This window comes from Chryseobacterium echinoideorum, assembly GCF_007474535.1.
Lineage (GTDB): Bacteria > Bacteroidota > Bacteroidia > Flavobacteriales > Weeksellaceae > Chryseobacterium > Chryseobacterium echinoideorum.
In genome coordinates this window covers 20,213-33,009 of sequence record NZ_VKNW01000005.1, presented here as the reverse complement: position 1 = coordinate 33,009, position 12,797 = coordinate 20,213, and the positions used below count along the sequence as shown (strand labels likewise).

General features: G+C 34.3%; 11 protein-coding genes. 5 read left to right on the top strand and 6 right to left on the bottom strand.

Annotation, left to right across the window (positions count from 1 at the left end; genetic code table 11):
• Positions 1 to 2 precede the first annotated feature (2 nt).
• Together FOL89_RS07645 and FOL89_RS07640 are read left to right on the top strand one after the other, a co-directional pair.
• Positions 3 to 836 carry a GLPGLI family protein gene (locus FOL89_RS07645; protein WP_144282236.1) on the top strand — a complete coding sequence of 278 codons (834 nt, stop codon included), beginning with the start codon at positions 3 to 5 and terminating at the stop codon, positions 834 to 836.
• Positions 836 to 1,732, top strand: a complete 897-nt coding sequence (locus FOL89_RS07640; protein WP_144282235.1) for a GLPGLI family protein — start codon at positions 836 to 838, stop codon at positions 1,730 to 1,732. Before FOL89_RS07645 ends, FOL89_RS07640 begins: the two co-directional genes overlap by 1 nt.
• 180 nt (positions 1,733 to 1,912) lie before the next feature.
• Here the strand turns inward: FOL89_RS07640 and FOL89_RS17760 are convergent, their stop codons facing one another.
• From FOL89_RS17760 to FOL89_RS07610, 6 genes are all read right to left on the bottom strand, one after another.
• Complete coding sequence (locus tag FOL89_RS17760) at positions 1,913 to 2,332, bottom strand: endonuclease domain-containing protein (RefSeq protein WP_262710796.1); 420 nt, start codon at positions 2,330 to 2,332, stop codon at positions 1,913 to 1,915.
• 238 nt (positions 2,333 to 2,570) lie between these two features.
• Positions 2,571 to 4,427, bottom strand: a complete 1,857-nt coding sequence (locus FOL89_RS07630; RefSeq protein ID WP_144282234.1) for a M61 family metallopeptidase — start codon at positions 4,425 to 4,427, stop codon at positions 2,571 to 2,573.
• 66 nt (positions 4,428 to 4,493) lie between these two features.
• Positions 4,494 to 5,045 (bottom strand): hypothetical protein, encoded by a 552-nt coding sequence (locus FOL89_RS07625; protein WP_144282233.1) that lies wholly within the window; start codon positions 5,043 to 5,045, stop codon positions 4,494 to 4,496.
• A gap of 9 nt (positions 5,046 to 5,054) precedes the next feature.
• Positions 5,055 to 6,701, bottom strand: a complete 1,647-nt coding sequence (locus tag FOL89_RS07620; RefSeq protein WP_144282232.1) for a M1 family metallopeptidase — start codon at positions 6,699 to 6,701, stop codon at positions 5,055 to 5,057.
• 138 nt (positions 6,702 to 6,839) lie between these two features.
• Entirely contained in the window at positions 6,840 to 7,664 is an 825-nt protein-coding gene (gene tatC, locus FOL89_RS07615; protein ID WP_185146941.1) for a twin-arginine translocase subunit TatC, read from the bottom strand.
• Between the two features lie 113 nt (positions 7,665 to 7,777).
• A complete protein-coding gene (locus tag FOL89_RS07610) occupies positions 7,778 to 8,737 on the bottom strand; it encodes a KpsF/GutQ family sugar-phosphate isomerase (protein ID WP_144282231.1) in 960 nt (319 codons plus the stop codon).
• Positions 8,738 to 8,881: 144 nt separating this feature from the next.
• Between FOL89_RS07610 and recQ the strand changes: the two genes are divergently transcribed.
• The 3 genes from recQ to FOL89_RS07595 all read left to right on the top strand — a co-directional run bounded on the left by recQ (position 8,882) and on the right by FOL89_RS07595 (position 12,772).
• On the top strand, positions 8,882 to 11,086 hold the full coding sequence (gene recQ, locus FOL89_RS07605; RefSeq protein WP_144282230.1) for a DNA helicase RecQ: 2,205 nt from the start codon (positions 8,882 to 8,884) through the stop codon (positions 11,084 to 11,086).
• A 195-nt stretch (positions 11,087 to 11,281) separates the two neighbouring features.
• Positions 11,282 to 12,364 (top strand): glycosyltransferase, encoded by a 1,083-nt coding sequence (locus FOL89_RS07600; RefSeq protein ID WP_144282229.1) that lies wholly within the window; start codon positions 11,282 to 11,284, stop codon positions 12,362 to 12,364.
• Between the two features lie 57 nt (positions 12,365 to 12,421).
• Entirely contained in the window at positions 12,422 to 12,772 is a 351-nt protein-coding gene (locus FOL89_RS07595) for a hypothetical protein (protein ID WP_144282228.1), read from the top strand.
• The last annotated feature ends 25 nt before the right edge of the window (positions 12,773 to 12,797 follow it).

Below are 12,797 nucleotides of genomic sequence, written 5' to 3'. Positions count from 1 at the left end.
TAATGATACAAAAACTATTTACCATCCCGATTTTATTCTTCTTAGTCCTGTTTTGTAATGCTCAAAATAAACGCTTTACCTACGAATATCAATTTATTCCTGATTCTACGAATGTTTCCGAGGTAAAGACAGAAATGATGAATCTTGACGTTTCATCTGAAGGATCCAGATTTTACAGCTATACGGTCTATCATTCCGATTCTATCTCCAGAATTGATTTGGAAAAGCAGTTGGCAGCTACAGGAGTGATTAATATTAAAGCAGATTCAAGGAAAGGTCTCGTTAGATACTCGGTTTCCAAACAATATCCAAAATATGAAGTATTCTTACATGACAGGATTTTGATGGATAAATACAAGATTGCAGATAGAAGACCGATGAACTGGAAAATCATTTCGGAAAATGAAAGAATCGGAGAATGGAATGTTCAGAAAGCGGAAGCAGATTTTGCCGGAAGACACTGGATGGCATGGTTTACTACGGAAATACCCATTCAGGACGGTCCCTACAAATTCCACGGTCTTCCGGGATTGATTGTAAAACTGGAAGACCAGACGAAATCTCACAGTTTCACATTGAAAGGAATAAAAAATATTGATTCTGTTCCTGAAAATGTTTTTGCATCTAAGGAAATTGCTATTAACTTAAAGCAATATGACAAAGTGGTAAAGGATTACGAAAATGATCCTACAAAAGGATTAAAAATTCTTCAGTCCGGAGGAATCACCATGAAAATGATTGACGACCCAAACAATAATATGAAAGAACAGGAGAAGCGTCAGAAATCTAATATCAAAAAAAACAATAACAGAATAGAGCTTAATACCATACAATAATGAAAAAGATACCTTTAGCTTTAATGATTTTACTTGGATTTTTCAGTTTTGCTCAAAACCGTTTTTTCTATGAATATAAATTTATTCCGGATTCTACCAATAGAGACGATGTAAAAACAGAAATGATGCTTCTGGATATTGATAAAGAAGGGTCAAGCTATTACAGCCAGGACAAATTTATCTCAGATTCCACAGCAAAAGCCAATTTGGAAAAACAGATAAAATCAGGTTCAACAAATTTTACCATCAACCGCACCGAAAAACCGGGACAGGTGGGCTATAAAGTGACCAAAACCTATCCTGAATTGAAAACATTTCTTTTTTTGAAAGTATCAACAGACAGTTATAAAATTGAAGAAGATCAAAAACCCGAATGGAAAATACTTCCGGAAAAGCAGAAAGTAGGAGAGTATAATGCTCAGAAAGCTACAACAAAATTTGGAGGAAGAGAATGGACGGCATGGTTTTCTACCGATCTTCCCTTTCAGGATGGTCCTTATAAATTTTACGGACTTCCAGGTTTAATTGTGAAAATAGAAGATACAACAGGATCACATTCTATGACTTTGGTAGGAAATAAAACCATTCATATAGTAAACAGCGAAGAGTCACAGCTTCCGCAGGGAATTCAGATTTTCGGAATAGGTGGAAAGGAAATAGAAACGACTGAAAAGCAATTCAAAAAAGTCTGGAAGGCATATATAAACGATCCCGCTAAAAATATGCGTGAAATGATGATGAAAAATACCGATACCAATAAAATTACGTTTAAAACAAAATCTGCAGATGGACGTGAGATTTCAGATCCTAACCAAGTTTTCAGAGAAATAGAAAAAAAAGCAAAAGAAGGTTTTAAAAAGAATAATAATCCTATAGAACCGGATTTGTATCATTAATTTTGAAGTAGTAAGAAAGAGGCTGTCCAAACTTTTTGGCAGCCTTTTATTTTATCGTTTATTCGAGTAAAGATTCCCCTCCTTTGGAGGGGTGGCAAAAATTTAAAGTTTTTGACGGGGTGGTTATTTCCAATGACAGAACACCTCGTTTTTCTTCATCAACCTTTTAGTTGGAAAAGCTTAACTATAATTTTTAATGATAAAATTTTCAAGATTTTTCATTGCTACAGAGAGATTGTGCTTCATATCAAAATTGATAATTCTGAAAATTTTCAGATCCAGACTTTCAAGAAACTTTGTTTTCTGTAGATCATATTCCTGTTTAAAATCTGGACTGATTCCATCAATTTCAATAACCAAACTTAATGCTTTCACATAAAAAATCAACAATATAATTACCGATAATTCTTTGTCTGTCAAAATCAATATGGTGAAAACTTTTATTTCTCGAACCTGTTTCCAAAATAAAACTTCTGAAAAAACACCTAATTTTTTTTCTTTTGCTAAAGGTTTTGGGAGACGATTATAAGATAGATTTTCGATGAAATTACGGGAGATAATGACACCATCTATTTGGATGAATATCTGTTTTTCTGACATTTGTATTTAAGTTTAAACTAATTTAAGAACTTTTTTGAAAATAGATAATTATGAAACCACCCCGTCAAAAATTCTCACGAATTTTCGCCACCCCTCCGGAGGAGGGGAATTCTCACACTTAACAATGTAAAACTTTTGTTTACAGTAAAATAGCAGCAAACAATTCGGACATAAGAAAACAATAAAAAATCATAAATAAAAAGGCTGTCCAAAAAAAATTGAACAGCCTTTTTTTAGTTTATTTTTTTCCGGTCAGCCACTGATTTTGCAGTTTTTGCTCGGAAGCAGTGGGATTAGGTTTAAATTCAAGTGTTTCTAAGACTGTTTTTTCGAGAACAGCTTTTCCTTTCAGGTCAATTTTATCGGTTTTACCTCCATTTTTGCGAAGAACAGTTACGGTAACGTTTTGTCCGTCCTTGATAGATTGTGCATAGCCGATAAATTCCTGAATATTCTGTACATTCACTGTCTTTCCGTCCAAAGCAACCACTTCATCGGTGATCTTGAATCCGATGCTTTTTGAGAAAGCGGAAAGTGCGGAGCTTTCATCAAAAACAAAGGTGTTGTTTTTCTCATCATAACCGGTTTGCTCAGGATTTTTAATAAACCAGAACATCGGCGGTGTTTCCTGTTTTTTAATTTCGACACCCACCATATTCAGATATTCTGCATACGGAGTAGGCTGGCTTCCTGCAATGTATTTGTTGTAAAAGTCTTTTACCTGCGGATAGCCTGTGATAGAAACCAGTTCATCAATCAGCTTATCATCTTTAAATGGCTTGTTTTCTCCGAACCTTTGCGAGAGCTTTCTGATCATATCACGGTAACCCATTTCTCCGTTCGATAATTTTCTCAGCTCAATATCCAGACACATGGTAAGAAGCGTTCCTTTTTCATAGACATTTCTGTACTGGTCTTTATATTCATCCAAAAGAATATTTTTGCTCATCACCGTGAAAGGCATCGTGTCGTTATAATTTTTGGAATTTTTAATTTTATCGCTGATTCTCTGCAAGAACTGCTCTTTGGTAATCAAACCTTCCTGGATCTGAAATAAATTGGCAAAATATTCAGTTCCGCCTTCGTACATCCAAAGATGTTGAGACATTTTCGGGTTGGCATAATCAAAGTAATGAATTTCTTCAGAATGCGTTTTCAGAGGATTTACCGTATGGAAAAACTCGTGGGAAACCACATCTACGATTGCTTCGTCTATTGCTTCTTTCGGCATCATCTCATGAAGCACAACGCTGGTTGACTCATGATGTTCCAACGCTCCGAATCCTTTAATCTGCGGACCGGTTAATCCGCCCAGATAAAGCATGATGGCGTATTTTTTATTGGTATTCATATCACCCAGAAATTTTTTCTGGGCGACAACCATTTTTTCTAAATTTTCTTTAAAATCTTCAGCTTTATATTTTCCGGTTGGGGAATAAACGCCTAAAACCAGATCCATTCCTCCTGCATTGAAGGTAATGTAATCGGGTTTGGAATACATCAGCGGAGAATCGGTAAGTTTAGCATAATTTGCCAGTGTGAAAGTATCTGTCGCTTCGGATTGATCCTGGTCTACCAAAGCCGTAGTTCCGTAGAAATCAGTTGGTTTTTTGATAATCAGCTGATAAGGAACATCCTGCATATTTTCAATATATCCTACAAAACCATGAGTATTGATGAGATATACTTTACCTTCTTCAATATTGGTTCCGGATGGGGAAAAGACGGCTTTGTGCTTAGACGTGTCTTGCTCTTCATCAAAACTGTCATTTACCAAATAGGTTATTTTGCTTAAATACTGTGCATTTTTTAGTGAGTACGTATTGTCATTTACCTTAGTAAAAGCCAGCTCTTTTCCTTTATTGTCAAAAAATTTTATTCCTTCTACAAATCTTCCGTAATCATCTACCGAATAGGTTCCGGGAACGGTTTTTGGAAAATGAAACTTTACATCTCCCGATTTCATTTTCGGAAACTCCATGGCTACTGCTACTTTATCATCTTTTATATTCACCAGATCAATATTGGTTTTAATTGACTGTGCATTAGAAAAGAAAGCACCCAGTAATCCTAAACTTATTGCTATTTTTTTCATATTACATTAATTATAGATAAGTAGTTGACTGTAAATTGAATTTGTTACAGAATATCTTTAAAGTGATTATTTTTTCTTCAAAAAATTTTCTACTTCAATGAAATAATCTGAACCGTAGTGTTTCAAAAATTCACCATTGGGCTTTAATAGAAAAAATGCTCTGCAATTTTCCTGCAATGTAAATATGGTTTGAGCAAAGAAACCGGAATCTTTTATGTAATTTTCTCTTTTTTCAAATCTCTCTTTATTCACTGCATCGTTTGTGAAAACAAAAAAATCAACAGCATGATGAGTTGTACTTATTTTTGATGATAACTTAATATAATTATCTATCAATTGGTTGGCGTATTTTTCTTTCAGACTGTATTCGCTACAGTTTTTTGCGTATTGAAAATAATTGATAAATATTGATTTATCTTCTTCGATTTCTACTTTTAATTCATTGGTAATTAAAGTTCTGATTTGCTTTAACTGTACGGAATCTAATTTACCTTGAAATTGTTTACGGCTTAATAAGTAACTTTCGTTGATTTTTGTATTTCTTTTCTCATGTTTGTTTTGTGCATTACAACTGAAAAATAGATTCAAAATAAGAATTAATAACAATTTTTTTTTCATATGTATTAATTAAACTTTTTTATATCTGATATAATAATTCCTGTTAAACTGCACCGGTTTTGTATCGGGAAGCTTTATATTCTGCCATTCTTCAGTAGGAGAAATGGTCTGGTCACCAATTTTTAGGGGAAGTTTTAGGTTCTTTACAGTATTATTATACCGAAATTTGAGTTGATTTCCTTTTTGAGAATATTCCAAAATGGGAACTTTTGTTGTTCTGAGATATTGATCAAAAACAGTCGAAAAATCAATTCCAGCTTTCTTTGAAATATAATTTTCAATTTGCTGTGTAGTAACAGTCTGATGATAGAAATCTTTATTGATACCTCTCAAAATCTGACGGAATTTTTCGTCATTATTAATTATCTGTCTGATGGTATGCACCAGGCTTGCACCTTTAGGGTACATATCGCCGCTGCCTTCATTATTTACGCCATACTTTCCGATAATCGGAATATCGTTTTCTATATTATTCTGAATTCCCTGCGCATAAATTTCTGCTGATTTTTTATCCATATAACTTTCGGTAAACAATACTTCAGAATACATGGTAAATCCTTCGTGAATCCACATATCGGCTTTGTCTTTTGCCGTGATATTATTGGCAAACCACTCGTGTCCGCTTTCGTGGATAATGATGTAATCCCAGTTTAGCCCGACTCCTGTACCGGAAAGATCAGTTCCTAAATACCCATTTTTGTACCCATTTCCGTAGGCAATATTACTCTGGTGTTCCATTCCAAGGTAAGGCGAATCCACCAGTTTATAAGAATCTTCGTAAAACGGATAAGGTCCGAACCAATGCTCAAAAGACTGAAGCATAGGTTTTACTTGCTGAAACTGTTTTTTAGCTTTTTCTAAATTATAATCTATCACCCAGTAATCCAGATCAAGTTTTCCTTTTTCGCCTTGATAAGAATCTTTAAAATTTACATATTTACCAATGTTTGGAATGATAGAATAAGCATTGATAGGATTTTTCACTTCCCATGTCCATACCGTTCTGTTGTCTCCGATAGAGTTTCCCATTTTTACTTTTTCATCAATTAATCTACCGTTTCCGATACCTACCAATCCTATTGGTGTGATGATATTCATAATTATTCCTTCATCAGGCTCGTCACTCCAGCTATCTTTTACCGGAAGCCATACAGAGGCACCAATCCCTTCATCGGCAACACTCATCCAGGGATTTCCTTTTTCGTCCTTAGTGAAAACCCATCCGCCATCCCATGGTGCATTTTTGGCGATAGTGGGCTGACCGGAATAGTGTATATCAATTGTAAATCTTTCTCCTTTTTTAAAGTTTTTCTTTGCTGAAATAAATATAAAATCTCCCTGTCTTTTAAAACCATCAACAGTTGGGAAACTGCACAATACTTTAGTGGCTTTCATAGGTTGTTGAAGATCAATCTGAAATACGGGATTTAAGACATCATTAATAATTTCAAAGCTGATTTTGTTATTTCCTGAGATGCTTTTCTGTTCAAAATCTGGTTCTACAGAAAGTTCATATTTTTTAACATCCCAAAAATCTCGGTATTCGGTATTGGAGCCTTTTAAAGTATCTGATCGGGTAAAGGATGTATTATGATTAAATAACTGACCAAAATATAGGCTTGAACTAAGTATTGCAGCAAAGGAAATGATCTTCATCTTAATTTTGAATTTGTCTGTCCAAAAATAAAGAATATTATTAAACGGAATACAAAATCCACAACAATTGATTTCACTTTTTATGAAAAGAGCGGTAAAATCAAATATTTTACCGCCCGTAAGTCTATTTTTAAGGAATTATTTTGCTTTTTCCAGACCCATTTCACGCTTGAGAACTTTTTTGTAAGTGTAAGAACACATGACAATACTAAACTCATAAAGCAACAAAAGAGGAAATGCTGCCATAAGCATACTCAAAACATCTGCCGGAGTAATAATAGCTGCAATAACCATAATAAGTACAATAGCATGTCTTCTGTAAGTTTTCATAAAAGTAGGGTTCAGAATTCCGATATTGGTAAGGAAATAAATAAGAACCGGAAATAAAAATACAACTCCCATTCCCAAAACAACCTGCAGAAAAAGAGTAGTATAATCACTAAGATCATATAAAGGGATGATGATATCCGAGATTTTAAATATAACACCAAAGTTGACTGCAAATGGAAGAATAAGGAAATATCCGCATAAAACTCCGGTCATAAAAAGAATCCAGACAGAATTGATGATGAAAATAGAATTTTTTCTTTCATTTGGATGCAAAGCCGGACTTATAAACCGCCAAAGTTCCCAGACAATATAAGGAAAAGCAGCTACTACACCACCAAAGATAGAAACCGCCATCATTACATTGAACTGCTGATATAAGCGCTGTACACGAACAGGAAATTCTGCGGGCAGAGTAATACTGTCTTCACCCAAAACCCAACGTGAAAACTGATTGACAATTTTAAAAGTAGGAAAATCATTTCTGGTGGGACCGAAAAAAATATGATCCATAATCCAGTTAATATTAAATCCAACAACAACTGCTGCTACGATTATGGCAAGAATAGATCTGATCAGATGCCCTCTTAGTTCTCCAATATGTCCAAGAAAGGACATTTCTTTTTCTTCACTCACAGATAGTAATTTAATGTTTCAAATTTAGTTAAAACTTTGCTTAATTCAGATGTCTGAAGCATATCACACAGAAAGCTTTTATAATTCTATATTATTTTAAATTAGCCTAAAGTTTAATTAATTCCTTCATCCAATAATTTGTGCAGGTCTATAATTCCGAAATATTTTCCGTTTTCCGTTACTACGAGTTGCCCGATGTTATTATCTTTCAAAATTTTCATTGCTTCTTTTGCCAATGCATCTTTCTCAATTGTTTTCGGCTTTGAAGACATGATGTTTTTTGCCAATGTTTCAGATATATCATTGCCGTTTAAAAGCATTCTTCTTAAATCTCCGTCTGTGATAACCCCTACAAGGTTTTCTCCGTCTGTGACTACCGTTATTCCGTGGCTTGATGCACTGATGGAAATAATTACATCTTTTATAGATGCATTTTCAGATACATAAGGTTTTTGTGAAGATAAAAACTGCTCAACTTTTGCCGTTAAATTTTTTCCCAGACTTCCACCCGGATGAAATTTGGCAAAATCATTTTCCTTAAAATCATTGAGCTCCATCAAACACACTGCCAAAGCATCTCCCAAAGCCATTTGAATAGTTGTCGAACTTGTAGGAGCCAATTTATTTGGGCAGGCTTCCATGTCCACATGCGTATCCAGAATTACATCAGCATATACGGCTAATTTGCTTGTTTGGTTTCCGGTCATTGCGATCAGCGCAGAAGAATAATCTTTAAGATAAGTAACCAGATTGGCAATTTCCGAAGAATTTCCCGAATTGGATATGCATAAAACGACATCCTGTTTCTGGATGACACCCAAATCACCATGAATAGCTTCGGAAGCATGTAAAAACTGAGCGGGAGTTCCGGTGGAGTTTAGTGTTGCCACAATTTTATTACCTACATGAGCAGATTTTCCGATTCCTACCACAATTAGTTTTCCTTTAGCCGAGTGAATAAGTTCTATGGCTTTCACAAATTCGTCACCAACTCTTTCTTTCAGTTTTTCTAATTCGGAAATTTCAATGGTAAGGGTGTTTTTCGCAATTGAGATAATAGAGTCTCTTTCCATTATTGTTTAAAATTAAGATACACATTACCAAAGTTTTTAGTTTATACAGTATATAAATAGAGGGTTTAAAAAATCTATTGCTTTTGTTTTAACTAAAATTTTTATAACTTTGGATTGGATGCAAATTTAGCAATACAAAATTAGATGAGTGCAAAAAAAGCCAATTTATCAGGTGAATTGAAAAAATACTTTGGGTTTTCTACCTTTAAAGGACAACAGGAAGAAATCATCAGTAATCTTTTGGATGGAAAAGATATTTTTGTGCTAATGCCTACCGGAGGAGGGAAGTCACTGTGTTATCAGCTTCCGGCTCTTATTTCCGAAGGTACTGCGATTGTTGTTTCTCCGTTGATCGCCCTGATGAAAAATCAGGTAGATGCGGTGAACGGATTATCCTCAGAGAGTGGGGTTGCGCACGTTTTGAATTCTTCTCTGAATAAAACCCAGACCAAACAGGTTTTTGATGATATTAAAAACGGAAAAACCAAACTTTTATATGTTGCCCCGGAATCGCTGATTAAAGAAGATTATCTGGATTTTTTAAAAGATGTAAAAATTTCTTTCTTTGCGATAGATGAGGCTCACTGTATTTCAGAATGGGGACATGATTTCAGACCAGAATACCGAAATTTAAAATCAATAATAGATAAAATTGCCGATGTTCCGGTGATTGCTTTAACAGCAACCGCAACTCCTAAAGTACAGGATGATATTCAGAAAACTTTGGGGATGATCAATGCTTTAGTTTTTAAAGAAAGTTTTAACAGACCGAATTTATTCTATGAGGTAAGACCTAAAGTAAATATTGATAAGGAAATTGTAAAGTTTATCAATAAAAATAAAGGGAAATCAGGAATTGTGTATTGTCTCAGCCGAAGAAAAGTAGAGGAGTTTTCCCAGCTTCTTCAGGTAAACGGAATCAATGCACTTCCTTATCACGCAGGTTTAGACCAAAAGGTAAGAGTTGCCAATCAGGATAAGTTTCTGATGGAAGAAGCAGATGTGATCGTTGCAACCATTGCTTTCGGAATGGGGATTGATAAACCGGATGTCCGTTTTGTGATTCATTACGATTTTCCGAAATCTCTGGAAAGTTATTATCAGGAGACAGGACGAGCCGGACGTGACGGAGGTGAAGGATATTGTCTCGCTTTTTATGATCCGAAGGATATTGAAAAACTCGAAAAATTTCTCGCCCAAAAGCCTGTTTCCGAGAGAGAAATAGGTTTGCAGCTGCTGAATGAAGTAGTAGGCTATGCAGAAACTTCCATGAGCAGGAGACAATATATTCTATATTATTTTGGTGAAAAATTTGATCCCGTCAATGGTGACGGAGCCAATATGTGTGATAATTCTGCCAACCCGCCAAAACTTAAAAATGCTACAAAAGATCTGAAAAAAGTTTTGCAGCTGATTGATGAGACCAAAGAAAAATTCAAATCAAAAGATTTAATCTCTGTTATTGCCGGAAAAGAAACAGCGGTTACCAAATCTTATAAATTAGAGAAAAGTTCTTTCTTCGGTTTCGGAAAGCATGAGAAAGACAACTACTGGAAAACCATTCTGAGACAGGCAACCGTTCAGAATTTTTTAACTAAAGATATTGAAACTTACGGCGTTTTAAAAATTGCCGAAAAAGGAAGAAAGCTACTAAACGGAGAATTTAAAGAAGTATTCCAAATTGCTGAAGACCGCGAATTTGATTTAACGCAGAGCAAAGCCGAAAGCGATCAGGTTCAGATGCAGTCGGGAGGAGGCTTAGATCAAAATCTTTTTACGCTTTTAAAAGACTTAAGAAAAAAAATTGCTAAAAAGCACGAGATTCCGCCCTATACGGTTTTTATGGATCCGAGTCTTGAAGATATGACAGTGCAGTATCCGATCACGGTGGAAGAGATCGCAAAAATCTATGGAGTAGGAGAAGGAAAAGCTAAAAAATACGGAAAAGAATTTGCTGATTTTATAGCTAAATATGTAGAAGATAATAATATCGAACGTACTCAGGATATGGTTCTGAAGCAGGTTGCGAATAAATCCAGCCATAAAGTTTTTATCATTCAGAATACGGATAAAAAAATTGATCTTGAAGATATTGCAAGAGCTAAAAATCTTTCGATGAGCGAACTTCTGAAAGAAATGGAACGTATTGTTTATCAAGGAACAAAGCTAAATATTGATTATTATATCGAAGAAAATTTTGATGAAGATATTGTAGATGATTTTATGGAGTTTATGCGTGAATCTGAAAGCGACAGTATGAAAGTTTTGCTGGATGAGTTTGGTGATGAATTATCTGATGATGAGGTAAGAATACTCAGAATTAAGTTCATTTCTGATGTCGCAAATTAATCATGATTTTAATTTCAATGTCAAAAATACGTCAAAAAATTAATAAAGTTTGGTAAAAAGTCTTTACAATACAAAGCTAATAACAATACTTCGTGGGACAACCGATTTTTAATTGATCATATTATCAATAATCATTCTTCAGAGTTTGAGGATTTATTTTAAAGTCAGTAAATTTATCATTACTAATTTTGCAGGATGAACAAGAGAATTTCCATCATATTTATTTTGCCTGACTTGGAAACCGGTGGTGCAGAAAGAATCGTTACCACCATTGCCAATCATTTGTCAAGAGACTTTTTTGACCCTAAAATTTTGCTGCTGAGAAAACAAGGCGGCTATTTGGATTTACTGAAAAAAGATGTTGAAATCATTGATATCAATACAGAAAGAATAAGACATTCTTTAAAACCCATTCTTAAAGAAATTTACAGACGAAAGCCGGATATTGTTTTTTCAGGATTTGGTGAAGTTAATGCTTATTTGTCGTTATTTATCAGGCTTTTTCCTAATACAAAATTTATTGCGAGAGAAACCAATGTGGTTTCAGAACATGTGACCCGAAAAGAAATCAAATTTTTCTATAAATTCTACAACAATTATCATCAGATTATCGCTCAAAGTGATGATATGATGAAAGATTTAACGGGTAATTTTAATATAAAGGAATCTAAAGTGATTAAAATTAATAATCCTGTAGATTTTGATTTTATCAATTCCAAACTTGCTGTTTCCGCCAAACCGGAAAGTTTCAGATATAACTATAAAAATGTAGTGGCAATTGGTAATTTATCTTCCAGAAAAGGATTTGATAATTTACTGAAGGTTTTTTCACGGCTTAAAAACGAAAATATTCTGCTTCATATTTTGGGTGATGGGCGAGATAAAGAAATACTTCATCAGATGAAAGATTTTCTTGGGTTGAAGCACGTTATTTTTCATGGCAGACAAGAAAATCCTTATCGGTTTCTGAAATTTGCAGATTTGTTTATTCTCTCTTCAAGATATGAAGGTTTTCCCAATGTTTTGCTTGAAGCCGGAGCTTGCGGAACTTATGCTTTAGCTAATAATTGTCCGGGCGGAATTAACGAGATCATCCAAAACGGAATTAATGGTGACGTTTCGGATATTGATAATCACGAAGAATTTTCGCAGATGATTTTGCAGATTTTGCATCGTGAACATGATGCTGATGCTATTAAAAATTGCATTAAATCAAGGTTTTCCAAAGAAATTATTCTGAATCGTTACGAGAAGATTTTAAAAGATATCTTGAATTAGATAAAAAAATTATATTCCTAAATTTGCGCACCAATTTTCTTTAAAATTACTCCATTCATGAAAAAACTTACGAAATTAGGTTGTGCCTGCGAAAAACACGATCTTACTGAATCTGAATACAGAACATCAACAGTAGGGATCGACTCTTCTAATAATACAAATGCTAAAGTAAGTATCATACAGTGCAGACTTTGCCAAAGAATCTGGCTTAAGTATGAAATTGAATCTCCGGATGATCCTAAATCTTCAAGATGGTACAAAGGAATTATTGCTAAAAAAGAAGTTGCTGTAATGAAACCTGAAAAGGCAGTTGAATATTTGGAAAATCTGGAGTGGTATATTGGGGGTGGGAATTTTTTTGATAATAAAGAAGTTTTTGGAAAAGATAAGTTGAATATGAGTCTTTAAATCATGTTTTTTGATAAGTATTGTA